The sequence below is a fragment of the Hymenobacter siberiensis genome, assembly GCF_018967845.1.
GTDB classification, from domain to species: domain Bacteria; phylum Bacteroidota; class Bacteroidia; order Cytophagales; family Hymenobacteraceae; genus Hymenobacter; species Hymenobacter siberiensis.
Genome location: NZ_JAHLZZ010000001.1, coordinates 4,018,862 through 4,038,179, shown reverse-complemented (window position 1 = coordinate 4,038,179; position 19,318 = coordinate 4,018,862). Strand labels below are relative to the sequence as shown.

Sequence of the window (19,318 nt, the reverse complement as noted above, 5' to 3'; positions counted from 1 at the left end):
TTTCGCGTAGGTATTCCTTTCAATCCTTATTTTCAGCAAGCGGCTCATGAAAGTTAACTATCCCGAAACGCCTGCCGTGCAGGTCAGGCATAAGTCCTTCAAACTGGCCGATGTTGACCCGGATTCCGAGAAGCCGTTCAAGCATCGCCTCACCAACCAAGAGGAGGCCCACCCGTTTATGGATGCCCTGCGCCACCGGCTCTGCGAGCTGCAGGAGCTGCTGTATGCCGAGCACCGGCACAGCATTCTGCTGGTGTTTCAGGCGATGGATACGGGCGGCAAGGATGGCCTTATCGAGAACCTGCTCACGGGCGTGAACCCGGCCGGGGTGCAGGTGGCCAACTTCAAAGCGCCCTCCACCGATGAGCTTAACCACGATTTCCTTTGGCGCATTCATGCCCAAACGCCCAAGCGGGGCCGCATTGGGGTGTTCAACCGCTCACATTACGAGGACGTGCTCATCACCCGCGTCCATGGCCTGATTGACGACAAAACGGCCAGGCAGCGCTTCGAGGATATCAATAATTTTGAGCAATTGCTGACCCGCAACGGCACGCGCGTCCTCAAATTCTTCCTGCATATCTCCAAAGACGAGCAGGCCGAGCGCCTGCAGGCCCGCCTCGACGACCCCACCAAAAACTGGAAATTCGACCCCAACGACCTCAAAGATCGTGCCCTCTGGGACGACTACCAGCGCGTGTACGAAGACGCCCTGCGCCACTGCTCTACCGATGATGCCCCGTGGTTTGTGGTGCCCGCCAACCACAAGTGGGTGCGGGACCTGGCCATTGCCGAAATTGTGGTGGCCGTGCTGGAAGAAATGAATCCGAAGCCACCCAAGCCGAATTTCGATGTGGAAGCACAGGTGATTGTGTAAGTGCTGAATTTCAGTACTATCCCCAACTGGCCCAACTGGCGCGAGTTACGCTGCGCTAAACTGGCGCCAGTTCCGGTAACTCGCGCCAGTTCCTTGCCTTACACGGCTACGGCGCTGGTTGCTTCTTCCTCCTTGCGCTCGCCGATTTGCTGGCGCCACATGGCGTAGTAGAGGCCCTTTTGGGCCAGCAGCTCGGCGTGGCCGCCCTGCTCGGCAATGTGGCCGCGCTCAAGTACAAAGATGCGGTCGGCGTGCAGGATGGTGCTGAGGCGGTGGGCAATGAGGATGGTCATGTGCTGGCGCGAGCCGGAGAGCTTGCGCACCGTTTTGCCGATTTCCTCTTCGGTGAGCGAATCGAGGGCCGACGTGGCTTCGTCGAACACCATGAGGGTGGGCTTGCGCAGCAGGGCGCGGGCAATGCTGAGGCGCTGCTTTTCGCCGCCGCTTACTTTCACGCCGCCCTCGCCAATCACGGTATCGAGGCCGAGCGGGGCGCGGGCCAGTAGCGTATCGGCGGCCGCCTGATGCAGGGCCATCAGGCATTCCTCGTCGGTAGCGTGGGGAGCCACGAAGCGCAGATTCTCGCGGATGGTGCCGGCAAAAAGCTGGGTGTCCTGCGTCACGAAGCCGATTTGCTCGCGCAGCTCATCGAGGTCGATTTCATCGCCGGGGATGCCATTGTACAGAATCTGGCCGGCCAGGGGCGGGTAGAGGCCCACCAGCAGCTTCACGAGCGTGGTTTTGCCCGAGCCCGACGGGCCCACGAAGGCAATGGTTTCGCCGAGCTTCACGCCGAAGGAAATATTGGTCAGCGCCTTGCCCTTGGCCGTGAGGTGCTGGAAGCTGACGTGGTCGAAGGCCAGGTTGTCGATGTGGGCTACCGACTTGGGCTGTGCCGGCTTCACGTCCTTGGGCGTGTCGAGAATCGTCTGGAAATTACCCAGCGAAATTTCGGTTTCGCGGTACACGCCAATGATGTTGCCCAGCTCCTGCAACGGCCCGAAGATGGAGAACGAGTAGATGAAGAACGAGAAAAACTGCCCCAGGCTGATGTGGCGCTGCACCAGCAGGTACAGCAGCAGCAGCACAATCACGTTGCGGAGCAGGTTTACGAAGGTGCCCTGCACGAAGCTCAGCGAGCGCAGGTAGCGCACCTTGCGCAGCTCCAGCTTCAGGATTTTATCGGTAGTGGCGTTCAGGCGCTCGGTTTCCTGCTGGGCCAGGCCCAGGCTCTTGATGAGCTCGATGTTGCGCAGGCTCTCGGTGGTAGAGCCGGCCAGGGCCGTGGTTTCGGCCACGATGGTCTTCTGAATAACTTTGATTTTCTTGCTTAGAAAAAAGCTCAGAATGCCCAGCAGCGGAATGGTGAGAAAGTAGCCTAGCGCAATGGGCCAGTACACCGTGATGGCGTACCACATCACGAAAATGATGCCCACCAGCGCCGTAAAAAGTACGTTCACGAAGCTCTGGATGAGCTTTTCTACGTCAATCCGCACTTTCTGGAGCTTGCCCAGGGTTTCGCCCGAGCGCTGGTCCTCAAACACTTGGTATGGCAGCTCCAGCGAGTGGCGCAGGCCGTCGGAATACATCTTGGCCCCCAGCCGCTGGGTGATGACGTTGACGTAATAATCCTGGAAGTTTTTGGCAATGCGCGACACCATGGCTGCGCCCAGCATGAGCCCGATATAGGGCAGCGCCTCGCGCAGGAATGGCCCAAATGGCACCAAGTGTATTGTACCCAAATCGCCACCCTTGGGGGAGAAGTGGTCAATGAGTTTGCGGAAGAAATACGGGTCGAGCAGCGAAAATACCTGGTTCACAGCGGCCAGCCCGAGGGCCAGCGCCAGCAGTGGCCAGTAGTTACGCAGGTAGCTATAAAGGATTTTCATGAGAACACACAAGTGGCCCGGTCAGTGGCCCGGTTGGGCCGGCCGGAAGACAAGCAACCCGGCCGGCGCGGCAATGGTTTGGGATAACGCTCGGCCTGGGGGGCGGTTTGGTGGCTATGCAAAGAAAGGCTTGTTACTCCGGGTTGAGTGGGCCGCCGGCCTTTTTGGCACAGCGCTTAGGCTGCTGCCCGGGCTGCGGTGCGGCTGCGCAGCACCAGCACTATCACCAGCAGCACCAGCGTCACAATAGCGGGTATGCCATTAGCCAGCCCGCCGGGTATTTTGGTGGCGTGCATGAACACGGCCCCCAGCATGATGACGATGAGGCCCAGGGCCGCCGGGCGCACCGTGCGCGGCACCAGCAGCCCAATGCCGCCCAGCACCTCGGCCACACCAATGAAGCCGCCAAACCAGCCCGGCAACCCCAGGTTGCCAAACATGGCCATGGTTCCATCGAGGCCCATGAGTTTCTGGCTGCCGGCATAAATAAAGGAGGCGGCCAGCAGCGCCTGTAAAATCCAGGCAATGACGTTGCGAACAGATGGACTCATGAGTGAGGAAGGGAAAGGTGAAAAAAGGTGGTAAAGCGCGATGTGGTGGCCAGCTTGCCAGCTTCACTTTGTTTATGGTACGCTGATTTATTGCGATTTATATTTTGCCGGATGGTGTAGCAATGCATGTCTGCAGCTGCACCGTGTATCTGGTAAAGTTCAGCTACACGGCGCAAAGATGCGTCGCTACACCGATGATGGGCCCATCCAAACGGGAGGGACAGCAGGATGACGGCTGAACTGCCATCGTGTTTTAACAAAAAGAGAATTTCCGGAATTTTTGCGGCCGAATATTGTTTTAAAGCTAAATATATAATTAAATTTATTTTGTTACAATAAAGAGTGCCCCGAACCGTTCCCGTCCCCGGCTCGGGTCCGGTCAATTGAGACACTAAGCAGCATAATCGGCGATACGATGAAAAATTTAATGGTAAAAGTCCTATTTAAGTACTTTTCATCATCATAATCCGTAGTTATCCATAAGGAATAGAATTATAACATTGGCGAAATTTGTATCAACATTGTGCGGATAACTACTGTATAGTGTTAGTTTAACTTGCTTATTTCTATTCGATTAATGGCTAAATTTTGTTTGCTATGCACGTTATCTATCATGAATTACTGCCGGAGAGCTACCTGCTCATTTTAGCCCCTGGCCGGCCCGGCCAGCCGGAATCGGTGCTGGCGCGCTGGCTGCGGCGGGCACGGCGCAGCGGCAAGACCTCGGTGTGGGTCGATTGCGGCATGCTGGATTCGCTGTCGACCGAAGCGGCGCGGCTGCTGTGGGACACGCATTTCCAGCTGCAGGAGCAGCACGCGCAGCTGGTGCTGGTGCACGTGCCCGAACGCGTGAAACGCGAGCTGCTGGAGCAGGAGCTTGGCCCCGCGCCCTGCATTGTGCCCACCCTGCTCGACGCGGCCCGGCAGGCCCACTGGCACGACTGGAGCATGGAGGCCTAAGCAATTATTCAAATTGGTAGTTGAGCAGACAGCCGGTAAAAGCCGGCCGCCCGCTTGTTTTGCTTAGCCCGCCGGCGGCCGCCTACGGGCCACTAGTCTTCGGGCGTGGCAATGGTGGTGGGGCCGTCATTGAGCAGGAATTCGCGCAGGCGGTTGATGTGCTTTTTGATTTCGTCCAGCCGCTCTTCCTGCTGCGCGGAGTAGGACCCGGTGCCGCGAGCCGCCATGCCGGTGAGCAGGTTTTTGCGTTCTTCCATCATGCGCAGGGCCACCCACAGGGTTTCTTCGAGGTGCTGCTGCGAATTGTGCAGCAGGCTGCCGGCGGTGAAAGCGTGACCGGTGTGGCAGCGGTAGCGCAGCACCTTGCCCTGGTTCACTTGCCAGAGGCTGCCGCCGCAGTCGGGGCAGGTGAGGGGCACTTGGTGCCCGATTTCAGCCACGGCGGTAATGTCGCCCACTACTCTTTCGGCAATGGTGGCCTCCTGTTTAAGGTCCTCGGGAATATCGGGCTGGCGCGGGGGAGCGGGGCTGTGGGTTATTTCTTCGAGCAGGGCCGCCATCTGGCCCAGGGGTACCACGTAGTCCACGTCCACATTGTGCAAAGCCGATTCGGGCATGCTGGGAAATTCGGCCTCGCTGGGGTCTTGCACAATGGCAATGCCGCCGCAGCGCTTAATGAATTCCAGGCCGGCCGTGCCGTCGTGCAGCATGCCGGTGAGCACGATGCCCACCGTGCGCGCCCCGTAGGCCACGGCTGCCGAGCGGAACAGGGCGTCGGCGGCGGGGCGGTAGTGGTTTTCACGCGGGCCTTTGGTCACCAGCAGGTGGGGCACGCTGCCGTCCTTGGCCAGTAGGTGGCGGTCGGGCGGGGCCAGGTAAATGGTGCCGGCGGCCAGGGTTTCGCCATCCGTGGGCAGGCGGCAGGGCAGGGTGGTGTGGCGGGCCAGGCGTTCGACGAGGTGCTGGCCGTTGGAATCGGGGGCAAAATGCTGCACCACCAGGATGGCGGCGGGCAGCGCGGCGGGCAGATGGGCCACAAATTGGACCAGTGCCGGCATGCCGCCGGCCGAAGTGCCAACTACAATAAGGTAAGCAGGCGCTGACATAAAGGAAAGAAGTGTGAGAGGTGGCATTTTCTACGGGAAATATCCGGGGACGGCGAAGGGCTCGGGCTTTTTCCGGTAAATTTGTTTCTGGTCTACTCCCGGGGCGACTGCGTGCGCCAATGCAAACGGCCACCATCTGCCGCCTGGCGCGCCGCAGGCAGCATCTCCCTGCGGCCCCTTTCATACCCGTTGCCTCATGACTCCCACCGATTCAGCGCCCGTCCCCGGCGAACCCGGTATTCTCATCACCCCGCCCGCAGAAATGCCCCGCGACGGCGATGAGCCCGTTATCCCTGTACTGGCCCGCGAAGTCCGGCACCCTGATTTCTCGCCCGATAAGTTCCCGCTGGTAGCGTTGGGCGGCTCGGCGGGCGCGCTGGCCGCGTTTGAGCGGTTTTTTCGGGCCATGCCGGCCGATAGCGGCATGGCCTTCGTGGTTATCACGCACCTCTCGCCCGACCAGGAATCGGAGCTGGCGCAGGTGCTCCAGCACTTCACCCCCATGCCGGTACGGGAAGCCAGCGATGGCCTGCGCGTGCGCCCCAACCAGGTGTACGTGATTCCGCCCAACCGCGACATGAGCATTCTGCACGGAATGCTGCTGCTGTTTGCGCCCACCCAGCCCAAGGGCCGGCGGCTGCCCATCGACTTCTTTTTTCAGAGCATGGCCAAGGATGCGCGCGCCCGCGCGGTATGCGTCATCTGCTCGGGGCTGGGTTCCGATGGCACGCTGGGCCTGAAAATGGTGATGGAAAACTTTGGGATGGTGATGGTGCAGGCCCCCGAAACGGCCGAGTTCGACTCGATGCCGCGCTCGGCCCTGGCCACCGAGTTTGTGGATTTTGTGCTGCCCGCCGAGCTGCTGCCCGCCAAGCTGCTGGCCTACATGCGCCACCCCGCCACCCGCCCGCGCCGCGAGGAAGCCGAAAGCGCCGCCCGTCCGGCCCACGCCCTGCAAAAGATTTTTCACCTCATCCGGGCCAAAACGGGCCACGATTTTAGCTTTTACAAGCGCAACACGGTGTTCCGGCGCATTGAGCGGCGCATGAACTCGCACCAGATTCGGGAGTTTACGCATTACGTGCGCTACCTTCAGGAAACCCCGGCCGAGGTAGATGCCCTGTTTAAGGAGCTGCTGATTGGGGTAACCAAATTCTTCCGCGACCGCGAGGCGTTTGAGCAGCTGAAGGTGCGCCTGCTGCCGCTGCTGCGCCTCAAGCCCGCCGACAGCACCGTGCGGGTGTGGGCCCCCGGCTGCTCGACGGGCGAGGAGGCCTACAGCCTGGCCATTGCCCTGCTCGAATGCCTGGACGGCCTGGAGTCTACCGCTTACCTCAAGCTCCAGATTTTTGCCACCGACATCAACCCCGACGCCATCGACTTTGCCCGTGTGGGCATTTACCCCGACAACGTGGTGTCTGACGTGAGCCCCGAGCGGCTGCGGCACTACTTTGTCAAAACCGAGGACGGCTACCGCATCAAGAAAGAAGTGCGCGACGTGGTGGTGTTTGCCGTGCACGATTTGAACAAGGACGCGCCCTTCACCAAGCTCGACCTGCTGGTGTGCCGCAACCTGCTCATCTACTTCAGCGCCGAGCTCCAGAAAAACCTTATCCCTTTCTTTCACTACGCCTTGATTACGAATGGCTTGATTTTTCTGGGGCCGAGCGAAAACATTGCTGGCTTTCAGGACTTATTTCAGTCATTGGACGTAAAATGGAAGATTTCGCGGCGTATGGATACGCCGTCGTCGCTCATTCGGCTGGCCAATTTTCCGTTTGCCCTGGCCCGGCAGCATGCCCTGGCTCCGTCCGCTTCTGCCGCTAGTCCCATGATGGCTCATACCGCCCGCAAAGATTCTCCGTTTACTGCGCTGGTCCAGCGCGTGCTCCTGCGCCAGTACACGCCGCCCGCCGTAGTCATCAACCCCAAGGGCGAAATTCTGTACGTGAACGGCCGCACCGGCCGTTTTCTGGAGCCGGCGCCCGGCCTGGGCGCCATGAACGTGTTTGACATGGCCCGCGAAGAGCTCAACTATGAGCTGAGCGAGGCCGTGCACAAGGCCGTGGCCACCCGCCACGACGTGGTGGCCGAGGGCGTGAAGCTGCGCCTTGAAACCGGCGTGCAGCTGCTGCGCCTCACGGTGAAGGTGCTGGAAGAAGGCGAGCCCCTGGCAGGCCTGCTGCTGGTGGTGTTTGAGGAGCAGCCCACGCCCCGGCGGGTGCGCCTGGGCAAAGCCACCCTGGCCCCCGACCACGACGCTCAGGTGCAAACCCTGCAAAAGGAGCTGCAATACACCAAGCACCGCCTCCAGACCACCATTGAGGAGATGGAAATCAGCGTGGAAGAGCTTAAAAGTACCAACGAGGAGCTGCAAAGCGCCAACGAGGAGCTGCAGAGTACCAACGAGGAGGCCATGACCAACAAGGAGGAAATGCAGAGCCTGAACGAGGAGCTGATGACCCTTAACATGCAGTATCTCAATAAAACCGAGGAACTGAGCCAGGCCGCCAACGACATGAAGAACCTGCTCGACGCCACGGAAATTGCTACCATCTTCCTCGACAATGACATGGTGATAAAGCGCTTCACGCCGCCCGTGAACCGCATTGTGAGCCTGCTGCCCAGCGACGTGGGCCGCCCCATCATGCACTTTGCCAATACCCTGCGCCACGAAACCCTGGCCCAGGACGTGCGACAGGTACTCGACCGGCTGGTGACCGTGGAGGCCAATATTCAGACCACCCAGGGCGAGTGGTACGTCATGCGCATTCTGCCCTACCGCACCCTCGATAACTACATCAGCGGGGCCGTTATCACCTTCACCGACATTACGGCCCTCAAAACCCTCGAAGCCCAGCTCCAGGAAAGTGCCCGCTTTGCCGAAAGCATTGCCGAAACCCTGCGCGAGCCCCTGCTTGTGCTCGATACCGAGCAGCGGGTGCTGGCCATCAGCGAGGCCTTTGCCACGCTGTTCGGTCTCGACCGCGACCGCAGTAAGGGCCAGCTGCTGCGCGAGCTCGATGGCGGGGCCTGGCAGCAGCCCGCCCTGCGCGAGCGCCTCGAAACCACCCTGCGCCACCCGGAGCAGTCCTTCCTGGATTTTCCCTACGTGGCTGATTTCCCCAAGGCCGGCCCCCGCACGCTGCGGCTGTTTGGGCGGCCCCTCACCAGCGGCGGGGCGCGCACGGGCCGCCTGCTGCTGGGCGTGGAAGTGGTGCCCGCCTAGCCGTCGGCCTTACGTCCGCTGGGCCGCCTGGCCTGTGGCAATGAAGCCACGCAGCGCCGCCGCCAACTCGGGCCCGGTGCGGGCACGCGGCACACATCGGGCCTGGTTACCGTCGGCGGGCACATGGGCCAGCAGGTCGCGCACCTCGTTGGGCCGCACAAAGCGAAGCACCATGGCCCAGCTGGCAAAGCTGGGCTTCAGGCAGGGGCCTTCGGCCAGGATGTGGCAATCGCGATGGCGCGGGTCCCGTACGATGTGGTTGTAGTAGAGGTGCCGCACGGCAGCTTCTGTGCCTTCGAGCAGCTGCAGGAACCGGCCGTCGGCGGTGTGGAGCAGCACGCCCGTAATGCCGTGGGTACCGTTGTAGGCCTGCGCCTGCCGATGCAGGGCCCGCAGCTCGGGTGCGTTGAAAGGCACCATGGCTTGGCTCTGGTAGATGAGGTGATATGTCCTCATAATTAAAAAAGTGCGTGGGGTACAGCGGGAAGTGGGTAATGTAGACTTCGAGAGTAGGCGCGGGGGGGAGGGGAGGGAACTTAAATATAAGAGAATCATAATAATTTTTGGCGTGTCTTTTATTCTTCGGTTGGGCGCCCCGCTGCGCTAGTGCCCCCAGGAAGCCCTGTGCCTGCCGGGCGTGCAATGCGGAGCGGTGCCACTGAGTAAAAATCCGTATTTATCCGGAGTACAATTGGGATAACCCACAAAGGGGAGGGCGGCGTATGACTAGCTGAATGAATGATGCCTTCCTGATAACCGAAAGCCAGCGTCGGCGGGCCGTGGATTGGGCTGTTGCGATAACAGCCAATACGACGCTCTCGCCCCAGCGCTACGAGCGCCAGCTGCTGGCCCGCTACTAGCTGGGCGACCTCACCATCGACCAGGTTATCGAGCTGCTCGATATCAGTGTGTACCAGATGCTCTACCGCAGCCGGGCCACCGCGCCGCTGAGCGACGAGGCGCTGGGACAGCTTCTCCACACGGCCCGCCGCTTTAATGCGGAGCACCGGATTTCGGACATGCTGCTCTATAGCGCCAGGCACTTTGTGCAGGTGCTGGAAGGGCCCGAAGAGGCCGTGCGCGACTTGTACGCCGCCATTCAGCAGGATACCCGGCACACGCAGGTGGTGACGGTGAGCGCCGGCCCAACGGCCGAGCGGCACTTTGCCGGCTGGAGCATGGCCTTTGGCCGCGTAGCGACGCCCGACCTGGACCGTACCTTGCGGGCACCGCTGCTGCCAGCCCCGCCAGCTCCGGCCAGGGTTGGCAAGAAAGCCAAAACCAAGCCCTGCCCACCGGGGCGTACTCCTCCTGTTTTTAATCCTACACCGTTGAGCACTTATACCCTGAGCTACCGCCCCGACCTCGACATCGTGTTCCTGCGCTGGCTGTCCCCCGACACCCTGGCCGAAGCGCAGGCCTCGTACGAGGCGACCCTGGTGTTGGCGCTGGCCCACGGCTGCGGCAACTGGCTGCTCGACTCGCGCCGCTCGGGCCCGCTCAAACTGGCCGAAACCGCCTGGCTCACTCACGACTTCTTTTCGGTGGCCGTGGCGCAGCTGGCCCCGCGCCGGCTGCGGCTGGCGGTGTTCAGCTCCATGCAGCGCCTTGAGCAAATGCGCCACGATGCCGAAGTAGTTCCGGCCGTGCAGGCCGCCCTCGCGGCCACGCAGCCCTACGAGGCCGCCATCTTTATGGGCGAGGCCGAGGCGGTGACCTGGCTGCAGGACCCGGCGGCTTAGGCCACCCGCCGGCCGGGGCGCCATGTCCCGGGCCGGGAAGTATTTTTGCCGCTTCCGTTGGCACCGCCATTCTTTTTTGCCCATGCCCGATTCTGACTTTCCCGACTACGCTTACCGGCCCGACCTCGACCTTTTCACCGTGCGCTGGCCTACCCACGAGCTGGTCGCTACTTCCCGCAGCGACTACGAGGCCCTGCTGCTGCTGCCCGAAGCCCGACGCACCACCCGCTGGCTGTTCGATGTGCGCCGCCGGCCCTACACCGATGCCACCAGCGCCCGCTGGGTCATCACCGACTGGCTGCCCCGGGCGGCGGCCCTGCTGCCCGCCCCCCTGCGCCTGGCCTACCTGGTAGCTCCCACCCGCGCCGCTGAGCTTGCCGCCGATACGGCGATAGGAGACGAGGTGCGGCCGGCCACCCTACCCGGCCTTCCCTACCTGCTGCGCCCCTTTGCCGACGAGGGCGCGGCCGTGCGCTGGCTGCTGGCCTGAGCCCGGGGCTATAAACGATAGCACTTACCAGCTCTGGGGGGGTGCACCTCGGTGTAGGCGCTGGCCGCACTAGCTGAATGGAACTGGCTGAGCATACGGTGGGCGGGTAATTATTGGGAGAAGCAATACAGATGCCCGGCCACCGGAAAGCCGGTGTTTTTAGGCACTTCCGGCGGGTGCAACCCAAATTGTCGCTATGCCTGCCTGAGTGAGTTGCAGGGTTCAATGCGTTGTCGTATCAAGTGCCACCGATTACTCACCGCGCAAACGCGCAGGGTCAAGACCCGCTGTGCGCCGTTGTTGCTTCAGCGTTGCCCCGCCCGCTTTAAGCGCCGTTGCATCACCGTGCGGTGAGCGGATTCGATGGCCCCCGAGCCAATCAACAACCCGCGTTCGCGGTACGATTTATAATCCATCCGGTCGCGGTTTGATTGCAGGTACGCACCGACGGAATGGCGCAAGGCAGGGGCTATTTTCAACTGCTGGAGGTTTGCCAATACTTCGTATAACTTACTTTCTAATAGTAATTTGCGTTGTATATCAAACCAGTCGGCAGCCGCTTGTCCGGTCCCAAGACCCGCCTTTCCGGCTTGGCCAATGTATTCCATGGCGTGGTAGAGGTCCAAAATCAGCGTTGCCTGCGGACACGTTTTTTCCATCAGCTGACGCAGCCACAGCGCCCCGTCGCTGATAAAAACCAGGTCGCGCCCCCGGCCGTTGTAGGGGGCGAGTTGCGTCGCTAACTTGACCCCAAACGCCGCCGCATTTCCTCGATGGCCCACAAAAACGGATGAGGCAATGTGCCCGCCCCGCTCCTCTACGGCGCTCGTTTGCAGGGCTGTAGCCGCAAAAATACGGCCCAGTTTCACTTCTTTGTAGCCTTCGTCAGTCAGCAGCATGGCCCCGTCCGCCTGCGCGTAGACGACCCCCACGGCGGCGGCATCGGCGGCGGCATCGGCGGCGGCATCGGCGGCGGCCAGGTCTATATCGTCGGCGATGGCCCCGCCGTAAAAGTGCGTCAGGCGGTCAATTTGGCTGGCCCCCACGGATAGGCCCAGCAACGTTTCTACCAACGCGGCGGCCTGTTGATAGACCTCGAATTGCCCCAAAAAAACCAGTTTCTCCTGTAGGTAGGGGCTGACGCCAAACCCGTTCGGATGATGGCTAAATTCCTGATTGTTAGTTATATGAATCTGACCAAAGCGGGTCGTTATCTTTTTTTACGGCGGTCAGCCGGCACAACGCCGACGTTGCGCTCCAACACTTGACGGTCCAAATCCATCCAGATGGCTTCAAAGGATTTCTCGTAACCGTAAAACGTCGGCTGGGTCGCAAGCGCCTGCAAATCGTCGTATTTTTGCTCGGCCAATGCCAGATATTCAGCCTTGCTCATGGCGGGGGTAGGTGCTGTTGTCATGACACAAGTTAATCCGAATTTAGCGACAATTTGGGTTGCACCCCACTGGCCCGGCGCGCTGCCTTGCTTACCTTCACAATCTACCTTGCTTCACCGCCATGCTGCCCCCCGATACTCCAGCGCCCCTCACCGATTTGCACGCCTCGCTGCTGGAACTGCGCACCCGGGCCGAACAGCGCCGGGCGCTGGTGACCCAGCCCACCGAGCTGCACTCCCCCGAAGAAATGCAGCGCCTGGTGCAGGAGCTGCAAGTGCACCAGATAGAGCTGGAAATGCAGTACGAAGAGCTGCTGCTGACCCAGACCGAAGCCCAGGCCGCCCGCAGCCAGTACGTGGACCTCTACGACTACGCCCCGGTGGGCTACTTCACCCTCACCGATACGGGCCTCATCGAGCAGCTCAACTTTTGCGGGGCCCGGCTGTTGGGTACTGTGCGGCAGCAGCTGGCGCGGCGGCGCTTTACCCTGTTTGTGGTTTCGGCCCGGCGCCTGGATTTTGAGCAGTTTCTGGCCCGCGTGTTCAGCAGCGACAGCACGCAGAGCATCGAGCTGAAGCTGCAGCAGGAAGACGGTACCACTTTTTTCGGGCAGCTCGAAGGCCTGCGGGTTGATAGCCCCGCGGGCCCGCAGTGCCGCCTGGCCGTGCTCGACACCACGGCCCGCCAGCAGGCCACTACCGCCCTAGCGGCCAGCGAAGCCCGCTTCCGCAAGCTGTTCACCGAAAGCTATTCTGCCGTGGTGCTCGTGCAGGGCTACCACTTTGTGGATTGCAACGCTGCTGCCCTGCGCCTGCTGGGCACCACCGACCGGCAGCAGCTGGTGGGCCAGGTGGCCTGGGCTCACTCCCCCGAGTACCAGCCCGACGGCCGCCGCACCATCGACCTGTTTCACGACACCATGGCCGAGGCCCTGCGCACCGGCTCGCAGCGCTGCGAAGCCGTGATGCGCCACGCCACGGGCAAGGAAATATGGGTTGAGGCTGTGTTTACGCCCATCGAGCTGGGTGGCTCCACGCCGGTGGTGCACACTGTGTGGCGCGATATCACGGCCGCCCGGCAGGCCCAGCAGCAGCAGCGGCAGAGCAAGGGATTTACCGAAAGCCTCCTCGATAACACCTTCGACGGTATTATTGCCGTTGACCAGGCGCAGTGCATCACGGCCTGGAATGCCCAGGCCACCACTTACTTTGGCCGCGAAGCCGCCGAAGTGCTGGGCCGCCCCCTGGCCGAGGTGTTGCCTTACCTTAACAACGAATCGCAGCAGCTCGTGGCCCGGGCGCTGGCCGGCGAGCGCATCGACCTGTTCGGCCGCGAGTTTCAGCAGCAGCCCGGCCGCTACGATGTCCACATCGTGCCGCTATACCACAATGGCAAAAGCCAGCCCAGCGGCGTGCTCACGGTGGTGCGCGACGTGACCGAGCGCGACCGCCTGGCCGAAGAGGCCACTCAGCAGCGCCTGCGTCGGCAGCAGGAAGTGCTGGCCGCCATTCTGGACACCCAGGAAACCGAGCGCAAGCGCATTGCCGAAGCCCTGCACAACGGCCTGGGCCAACTCCTCTACGCCACCAAGCTGAGCCTGGCGGGCCGGGCCGGGGTGCCGGGCCTGGCCCGCGAGTCGTTGAAGCTGCTGGATGAGGCCATCCGGGCCACGCGCACCATTTCCTTTGAGCTCACGCCCGGCGTGCTCGAAGACTTTGGCCTTCAAACGGCCCTGCAGGAGTTGGTGAAGCGCATTGCGCCGTCCGGCCTGCCGGTGCGCCTGCACTTGCTTGGCCTCGGCCACCGCCTCAATTCCCAGGCCGAAATTGGGGTGTACCGCACGGTGCAGGAGCTGCTCAACAACGTGATGAAGCATGCCCACGCCACCGAAGCCGTGGTGCACGTAGCCTACGAAAACGGCCGCCTCGACGTAAGCGTGGAAGACAACGGCTGCGGCTTCGAGCCGGCCGCGCTGGTGGGACAGCCGCTGGCGGGCATTGGCCTGGCCGGGGTGCGCAACCGGGTGGCCCTGCTGGGCGGCCGGCTGGCCATCAGCTCGCGCCTGGGGCAGGGCACTATCGTGAGCTTCGAGCTGGAAGTGTGAGGCCCTGGTTGAGAGTTAGGAGTTAAGAGTTAGGAGGGAAGGCACAAGCTCATCCCTCCTAACTCTTAACTTAGCTCTTCCGCCTTCCCATTAACCACTCTTTACTCCTGAATACCCAAATGCGGAAGGCTACGAAAACAACCGCCGCGTGGCTGTGCGCCAGCCTACTGGCCCTGGCCGGCTGCCAGCACGACCGCGACACCGTGGACCCGGAAGGTCCGGTAGTGCCCCCCACGGCCTATAACCTGACGGTGCCCGGCAACTTCCCGCCCCTGCCTGCCACCCCCGCCAACAACCCCCTGACGGTGGAAGGCGTGGCGCTGGGCCGGCAGTTGTTCTATGAAAAAAGTCTGTCGGTGAACAGCACGCTTTCCTGCGCCAGCTGCCACCGCCAGGAGCTGGCCTTCACCGACGGGCTGGCCCACGCCCGGGGCGTGAACGGCGGTACCACGCTGCGCAACGCCATGCCGCTGGCCAACCTGGCCTGGGAGCCCCTGCTCACCTGGGATGGTGCCGCCAGCAGCCTCGAAGCCCAGGCCCGCATCCCCATCGAAAACCCTGTGGAGATGCACCAGTCGCTGGTCACCGGCGTGGCCCGCCTGCAAGCCACAGCGGCCTACCCGCCGCTGTTCCGTAAGGCTTTTGGCAGCAGCACGATTACGGAGGATAACCTGCTCAAGGCCCTGGCCCAGTTCGAGCGTACCCTGATATCTAGCAACTCGCGCTACGACCAGTACCAGCGCGGCAACCGTGCCGCCCTCACCAGCTACGAGCAGCAGGGCCTGGTGCTGTTCGTGACGCACCCCGACGGGCCGGCCGGCATCCGGGGCGGCAACTGCCAGGACTGCCACGGCGGCAGCCTGCAAACCGACCACGCCTTCCGCAACAACGGCCTCGACGCCACCCTCACCGACCTGGGCCTGGGCGCGCAAACCGGCAAGCCCACCGACAATGGCAAGTTCCGGGTGCCCTCTCTGCGCAACATCGCCCTCACGGCCCCCTACATGCACGACGGCCGCTTCCCCAACCTCGACAGCGTGCTGAGCCACTACAACGAGCACATTGCCACCGCCAGCCCCAACCTCGACCCGCTGATACTGAACGGCAGCAATAACAAGCTCGGGGCCGGCCACCCCTTGGGCCTTACCCGGGACGAAAAGGCCAAAATCGTGGCCTTCCTGCGCACCTTCACCGATACCACGTTCACCCACGACCCGCGCTTTGCTAAGCCGTAGTTGCCGTACCGTGGACGCTGCGAGTCCGCGCGTCTGGCGGTTCAAGCGCATAGACCGCCAGACGCGCGGACTCGCAGCGTCCACGGTACGGCAGCACGGCACAGAATTGCCACAGGTTCGGACTGCAATTTTGGGGCTGCAAGCAGCTAGTGCGGGGGAATGGGGTCATTTACGCCAGTGAATCGATGACTTTTAGGGATAGGACTTACGCAGTTGAAGCACTAACCAACTGAAAAACAGCAATATAATAAATATATGTCTTTAATGCAAGTCATTGATTTTCAGGTTACATAGCTTTTGAAGTGCGTAAGTCCTAAGGGATATGAAACGTCTACTCGCCGCCCTCGTGCGGTTTTTTAGTGCCCGCGCCATTGGGCTGGGGCAAAAGCAGTTTTGGGGTGGGATGTTGTTGATGGCAATGCTGGCCAGTCCATCCACTGCCCGGGCGCAGGCTAGTGGCACCGTGAGCGGCCGGCTGCTCGATGCGGCCACCAACGAGCCGCTGCCCTTCGCCGGCGTGGTGCTGCTGCGGGCCACGGACTCCAGCTTCGTAGCCGGCGCACAGACGCTGGAAACCGGCGCGTTTGTCATCGAGAAAGTGCCTTTTGGCAGCTACGTGCTGCGGGCCTCGGTGGTGGGCTACTGCCCCGGGCAGCGCGCCGTGGCCCTCACGGCTGCTGCGCCCACGCTCCAGCTGGGGCCGCTGCGCCTGCGCGTGGCCGCCACCAAACTGGCCGAAGTAGTGGTGAAGGGCGAGCGCGCCATCGTGACCGATAACCTCGACAAAAAGGTAATCGACGTGACCAAGGACCTTACCGCCACCGTCGGCACCGCCGTGGATGTGCTCCAGAACGTGCCCAGCGTGACGGTGGACCAGAGCGGCGCGGTAAGCCTGCGCGGCTCGACGAATGTGAGGATTTTTGTGGACGGCAAGCCCACCGGCGTCACGCTCGACCAACTGCCGGCCAGCTCCATTCAGACCATTGAAGTGGTCACCAACATCGTGCTGAAAAAGGAGCGCCAGGATGGCTGGAACGGCCAGGTCAGCGCCACCGCCGGCACCGGTCAGAAGTACAACACCTCCTTGGGCCTGAACTACCACAAGGGCAAGGTGAACGTGTTCGGCTCCTACGACTTTCGCGACGACCGGCGCACGGGCTACGGCTCGGTGCGCCAGCGCACCACCCGCGCCGATACCACCGTGGTGCTGAACCAGGACCGCACCAGCGTATCGCAGGGCATTTCGCACGCCGTGCGCCTGGGCCTGGACTACGCCCTCACGCCCGACCAGACCCTGACTCTGACCGTGCAGCCGCGCTTCAATACCCAGGATAACCGGGTAAATATCCTCTCGACCCAGACCAACCTGAGCACCGGCGCTACGCCGCCGCTGGGTAATGCAGCCGTTACGTCACCAACGCTGGCACCGCGAAGCAGGCCGATTTCAGCCTCGACTACTGCCGCCTGCGGCCCGCGCAGAAGCGCCGCGAGCTAACCGCCAACGCCATCTACATGCCCGTGCAGTACAATGTCGGGGTGAATTCGGATGTGAATTTTTGCGACCAGACCACCGGCTCCCAGCACCAGCAGTTCAGTATCTAGTGGTCTGACTCGATTTGCAGCTCTTGGCCAACTACCGCTCGCCGGTGGTATCGGCCCTGGGCCAGCGCCTCACCCAGTTCAGCGCCGACTTTGCCGCCAAGCAGAGCGTGCTCAAAGACAAGGGCAACATCACGCTGCGGGTGTCCGATATCTACAATACCCTGCAATTCAACTTCAACGCCTACGGCCCCGGCTTCGAGTCCTTGGCCCGCAACAAGCGCGAGTCGCGCATTGTGTACCTGGGCTTCACCTACCGCTTCGGCAACGCGGGCGACACGCCCCGCAGTAAGCGCAAAGACGAGCAGCCCGACGACGCCGGCGGGCGCGGCTGCGAGTAAGCGGCCGTTGGAAAATGGCGTTTTTCATTCCGACGAAGGAGGAATCTGAGCAAAACCAGGCAAGAGCCGTCGTCAGAGTTCTCCTTCGTCGGAATGACAAACGCCTGTTCGAATAGGTGCTAAGCCGCCGGCGCGAGCAGCCCAAACGGAACCTTACGCCTTAAATTTGCCGTTCGGCTGCCGCTACTGCCGCGGCGGTAGTTTCCTTGCTTTTTCTTCTTCCTGACTCCCTGATGTTTCCAAAAATTCCCGCTTTTCTGCTGGCTGTCCTTTGTTCAGCCCCCCTGCTGCTGAGCAGCTGCGAGAGCCCGAAGTCCGCCGCCGCCCCGGCTATGACTACGCCCGCCGCCACGCCCGTGGCCGAAGCCAGCTATGAATGCCCGATGGGCTGCGCCGGCAGCCAAAGCAGCAAGCCCGGCAAGTGCCCCATCTGCGAGATGGAGCTTGTCAAAAAATCGTAGCTGCAAGCCGCTCGTGCCAGAATTCTGCAGCTTTGCATAGGAATTCTGTGCCCGCCAGCGGGGGCTGTAGTCATAACTTTACAGTGTCGTCCCCATACCAAAGGTTGGGCGCTTTCCCACTGCTTAACTGGTCAATTCCATGTCAACGCTTCGTTTCAAAACCACCATCAACTGCGGCGGCTGCATCAAGGCCGTCACGCCCGGGCTCAACCAGGAAGTTGGGGCCAACAACTGGAAGGTTGATACCGCCAATGCCGATAAAATCCTCACGGTCAATTCCCCTACGGCCATCGCCGCCCAGGTTGTGAAAGCCGTGCAGGACGCCGGATTCGAGATTCAGGCCCTGGTGGCCTAATCCTTTCATAATCAGTAAAAAAGGCGGCTCCGTAGTGGAGCCGCCTTTTTTGCCTTTTGACCTTGCCAAAGCTACTGCACCACCACTTTTCGGCTGGTGAGCTGGTCGCCGATTTGCAGCCGGACCAGGTAGGTCCCGGCGGGCAGGCTGCCGAGGGCAAACTGCTGGTTGCCGGCCTGCTCGGCATCGGCCAGGGCGCGCACGCGCTGGCCCAGGGCGTTGTACACGGCCAGCGCCACGGGCTGGCGGCCGGCCGGCACGGTGTAGGCGATGGTAGACGTGGCCGAAGCCGGGTTGGGGTACACCTGGAAATGGAGGCTGCTGGCCACGGCGCTGCGGCTGGCCAGCACGCCCGCGCCCAGCGAGAACGCCACCGACTGCGTGCCGGGGATGGTGGTGAAGTTCGGGTCGGTGCCAAGGGTGGTGGTGCGGCCGGTGATTTGTGGGATTACATCGGAGAAGAAGATGCCGTCGCCGTCGGTGTAGGCGGCAAATAGGTCGAGGCGGCTGCCGGCGGTGAGCAGGGGCGTGCCCAGGGCCGCGAGCGGAATCTCAATCTCAAACCCCGCATTGCCGGTGTTGGCCGTGAGGTTGGCCGTGTTCAGGTAGGCAAATCGGGTGCCGGGCAACACGGTTGCCGAGGAGGTAACCACGGTACCGTTCTTGTTGCCCGAGCCGGCGTACGTATCGGTGCCGGCCGTGGGTGCCCCGGTACCGGTGATGTACGAGGCGTTGCTGAAATAGACATCGGTAGCGCCGGGCCCAGCCGACACGCGGAAGCCGTAGTCCGTCTGCATATCCAACGTGGGCCGGTGCTTCAGGGGCGATTGGTTATCGGCCCCGCCCAGCTGCACCCCCGCCGGAGCACCGCTGCGTAGCGGCGTGTTCAGGTACACTACGAGGGCGCGGTAGCTGCCCGAAGTGGCTGCTTCGGCCGAGCCGGCCACCAGAATATTCAGCGTGGTGGCGGTGTAGCCCATGTACA

At 62.1% G+C, this 19,318-nt stretch carries 17 protein-coding genes and 1 pseudogene; 12 read left to right on the top strand and 6 right to left on the bottom strand.

Annotation, left to right across the window (positions count from 1 at the left end; translation table 11 throughout):
* Positions 1 to 46 precede the first annotated feature (46 nt).
* Complete coding sequence (locus KQ661_RS17570; RefSeq protein ID WP_216689552.1) at positions 47 to 877, top strand: polyphosphate kinase 2 family protein; 831 nt, start codon at positions 47 to 49, stop codon at positions 875 to 877.
* A 98-nt stretch (positions 878 to 975) separates the two neighbouring features.
* Here the strand turns inward: KQ661_RS17570 and KQ661_RS17565 are convergent, their stop codons facing one another.
* Positions 976 to 2,766: an ABC transporter ATP-binding protein gene (locus KQ661_RS17565; RefSeq protein ID WP_216689551.1), complete on the bottom strand. Its 1,791-nt coding sequence runs from the start codon at positions 2,764 to 2,766 to the stop codon at positions 976 to 978.
* Between the two features lie 176 nt (positions 2,767 to 2,942).
* Positions 2,943 to 3,317: a DoxX family protein gene (locus KQ661_RS17560; RefSeq protein WP_216727627.1), complete on the bottom strand. Its 375-nt coding sequence runs from the start codon at positions 3,315 to 3,317 to the stop codon at positions 2,943 to 2,945.
* 597 nt (positions 3,318 to 3,914) lie between these two features.
* On the opposite strand from KQ661_RS17560, the gene KQ661_RS17555 reads away from it, so the two are divergent.
* On the top strand, positions 3,915 to 4,277 hold the full coding sequence (locus KQ661_RS17555; RefSeq protein ID WP_216726586.1) for a hypothetical protein: 363 nt from the start codon (positions 3,915 to 3,917) through the stop codon (positions 4,275 to 4,277).
* A gap of 92 nt (positions 4,278 to 4,369) precedes the next feature.
* On the opposite strand, the gene KQ661_RS17550 is transcribed toward KQ661_RS17555, so the two are convergent.
* Positions 4,370 to 5,383 (bottom strand): chemotaxis protein CheB, encoded by a 1,014-nt coding sequence (locus tag KQ661_RS17550; protein ID WP_216689547.1) that lies wholly within the window; start codon positions 5,381 to 5,383, stop codon positions 4,370 to 4,372.
* A gap of 196 nt (positions 5,384 to 5,579) precedes the next feature.
* Between KQ661_RS17550 and KQ661_RS17545 the strand changes: the two genes are divergently transcribed.
* On the top strand, positions 5,580 to 8,612 hold the full coding sequence (locus tag KQ661_RS17545) for a CheR family methyltransferase (protein ID WP_216727626.1): 3,033 nt from the start codon (positions 5,580 to 5,582) through the stop codon (positions 8,610 to 8,612).
* Between the two features lie 9 nt (positions 8,613 to 8,621).
* On the opposite strand, the gene KQ661_RS17540 is transcribed toward KQ661_RS17545, so the two are convergent.
* Entirely contained in the window at positions 8,622 to 9,068 is a 447-nt protein-coding gene (locus KQ661_RS17540; RefSeq protein ID WP_216726584.1) for a BLUF domain-containing protein, read from the bottom strand.
* 278 nt (positions 9,069 to 9,346) lie between these two features.
* Between KQ661_RS17540 and KQ661_RS22615 the strand changes: the two genes are divergently transcribed.
* From KQ661_RS22615 to KQ661_RS17530, 3 genes are all read left to right on the top strand, one after another.
* Entirely contained in the window at positions 9,347 to 9,472 is a 126-nt protein-coding gene (locus KQ661_RS22615) for a hypothetical protein (protein WP_262898304.1), read from the top strand.
* A gap of 57 nt (positions 9,473 to 9,529) precedes the next feature.
* Positions 9,530 to 10,354 carry a BLUF domain-containing protein gene (locus KQ661_RS17535; RefSeq protein WP_216727625.1) on the top strand — a complete coding sequence of 275 codons (825 nt, stop codon included), beginning with the start codon at positions 9,530 to 9,532 and terminating at the stop codon, positions 10,352 to 10,354.
* An 82-nt stretch (positions 10,355 to 10,436) separates the two neighbouring features.
* The gene (locus KQ661_RS17530; RefSeq protein WP_216689539.1) at positions 10,437 to 10,844 is read left to right on the top strand and encodes a hypothetical protein; all 408 of its coding nucleotides are present in this window, start codon (positions 10,437 to 10,439) and stop codon (positions 10,842 to 10,844) included.
* A gap of 194 nt (positions 10,845 to 11,038) precedes the next feature.
* Here the strand turns inward: KQ661_RS17530 and KQ661_RS17525 are convergent.
* A pseudogene (locus tag KQ661_RS17525) lies at positions 11,039 to 12,261 on the bottom strand (ISLre2-like element ISRsl1 family transposase).
* A 98-nt stretch (positions 12,262 to 12,359) separates the two neighbouring features.
* Between KQ661_RS17525 and KQ661_RS17520 the strand changes: the two are divergent.
* The 6 genes from KQ661_RS17520 to KQ661_RS17495 all read left to right on the top strand — a co-directional run bounded on the left by KQ661_RS17520 (position 12,360) and on the right by KQ661_RS17495 (position 18,333).
* Complete coding sequence (locus KQ661_RS17520; protein ID WP_216689537.1) at positions 12,360 to 14,342, top strand: PAS domain-containing sensor histidine kinase; 1,983 nt, start codon at positions 12,360 to 12,362, stop codon at positions 14,340 to 14,342.
* 119 nt (positions 14,343 to 14,461) lie between these two features.
* A complete protein-coding gene (locus KQ661_RS17515; protein WP_216726582.1) occupies positions 14,462 to 15,577 on the top strand; it encodes a cytochrome-c peroxidase in 1,116 nt (371 codons plus the stop codon).
* Between the two features lie 322 nt (positions 15,578 to 15,899).
* Positions 15,900 to 17,072 carry a carboxypeptidase regulatory-like domain-containing protein gene (locus KQ661_RS17510; RefSeq protein WP_216727624.1) on the top strand — a complete coding sequence of 391 codons (1,173 nt, stop codon included), beginning with the start codon at positions 15,900 to 15,902 and terminating at the stop codon, positions 17,070 to 17,072.
* 121 nt (positions 17,073 to 17,193) lie between these two features.
* Positions 17,194 to 17,517 (top strand): outer membrane beta-barrel protein, encoded by a 324-nt coding sequence (locus tag KQ661_RS17505; RefSeq protein WP_216727623.1) that lies wholly within the window; start codon positions 17,194 to 17,196, stop codon positions 17,515 to 17,517.
* 233 nt (positions 17,518 to 17,750) lie between these two features.
* Positions 17,751 to 17,978 carry a heavy metal-binding domain-containing protein gene (locus KQ661_RS17500; protein ID WP_216727622.1) on the top strand — a complete coding sequence of 76 codons (228 nt, stop codon included), beginning with the start codon at positions 17,751 to 17,753 and terminating at the stop codon, positions 17,976 to 17,978.
* Positions 17,979 to 18,117: 139 nt separating this feature from the next.
* A complete protein-coding gene (locus KQ661_RS17495) occupies positions 18,118 to 18,333 on the top strand; it encodes a heavy-metal-associated domain-containing protein (protein WP_216727621.1) in 216 nt (71 codons plus the stop codon).
* Between the two features lie 71 nt (positions 18,334 to 18,404).
* Here the strand turns inward: KQ661_RS17495 and KQ661_RS17490 are convergent, their stop codons facing one another.
* Positions 18,405 to 19,313 carry a T9SS type A sorting domain-containing protein gene (locus KQ661_RS17490; RefSeq protein ID WP_216727620.1) on the bottom strand — a complete coding sequence of 303 codons (909 nt, stop codon included), beginning with the start codon at positions 19,311 to 19,313 and terminating at the stop codon, positions 18,405 to 18,407.
* Between the last annotated feature and the right edge of the window lie 5 nt (positions 19,314 to 19,318).

What these genes read in the sequence shown, in the direction of transcription:
- KQ661_RS17510 (WP_216727624.1), top strand. Translation starts at nt 15,900, where the DNA reads ATGAAACGTCTACTCGCCGCCCTCGTGCGGTTTTTTAGTGCCCGCGCC.
- KQ661_RS17495 (WP_216727621.1), top strand. Translation starts at nt 18,118, where the DNA reads ATGTCAACGCTTCGTTTCAAAACCACCATCAACTGCGGCGGCTGCATC.
- KQ661_RS17540 (WP_216726584.1), bottom strand. Translation starts at nt 9,068, where the DNA reads ATGAGGACATATCACCTCATCTACCAGAGCCAAGCCATGGTGCCTTTC.
- KQ661_RS17545 (WP_216727626.1), top strand. Translation starts at nt 5,580, where the DNA reads ATGACTCCCACCGATTCAGCGCCCGTCCCCGGCGAACCCGGTATTCTC.
- KQ661_RS17535 (WP_216727625.1), top strand. Translation starts at nt 9,530, where the DNA reads ATGCTCTACCGCAGCCGGGCCACCGCGCCGCTGAGCGACGAGGCGCTG.
- KQ661_RS17570 (WP_216689552.1), top strand. Translation starts at nt 47, where the DNA reads ATGAAAGTTAACTATCCCGAAACGCCTGCCGTGCAGGTCAGGCATAAG.
- KQ661_RS17520 (WP_216689537.1), top strand. Translation starts at nt 12,360, where the DNA reads ATGCTGCCCCCCGATACTCCAGCGCCCCTCACCGATTTGCACGCCTCG.
- KQ661_RS17560 (WP_216727627.1), bottom strand. Translation starts at nt 3,317, where the DNA reads ATGAGTCCATCTGTTCGCAACGTCATTGCCTGGATTTTACAGGCGCTG.
- KQ661_RS22615 (WP_262898304.1), top strand. Translation starts at nt 9,347, where the DNA reads ATGAATGATGCCTTCCTGATAACCGAAAGCCAGCGTCGGCGGGCCGTG.
- KQ661_RS17515 (WP_216726582.1), top strand. Translation starts at nt 14,462, where the DNA reads ATGCGGAAGGCTACGAAAACAACCGCCGCGTGGCTGTGCGCCAGCCTA.
- KQ661_RS17565 (WP_216689551.1), bottom strand. Translation starts at nt 2,766, where the DNA reads ATGAAAATCCTTTATAGCTACCTGCGTAACTACTGGCCACTGCTGGCG.
- KQ661_RS17550 (WP_216689547.1), bottom strand. Translation starts at nt 5,383, where the DNA reads ATGTCAGCGCCTGCTTACCTTATTGTAGTTGGCACTTCGGCCGGCGGC.
- KQ661_RS17555 (WP_216726586.1), top strand. Translation starts at nt 3,915, where the DNA reads ATGCACGTTATCTATCATGAATTACTGCCGGAGAGCTACCTGCTCATT.
- KQ661_RS17500 (WP_216727622.1), top strand. Translation starts at nt 17,751, where the DNA reads ATGTTTCCAAAAATTCCCGCTTTTCTGCTGGCTGTCCTTTGTTCAGCC.
- KQ661_RS17490 (WP_216727620.1), bottom strand. Translation starts at nt 19,313, where the DNA reads ATGGGCTACACCGCCACCACGCTGAATATTCTGGTGGCCGGCTCGGCC.
- KQ661_RS17530 (WP_216689539.1), top strand. Translation starts at nt 10,437, where the DNA reads ATGCCCGATTCTGACTTTCCCGACTACGCTTACCGGCCCGACCTCGAC.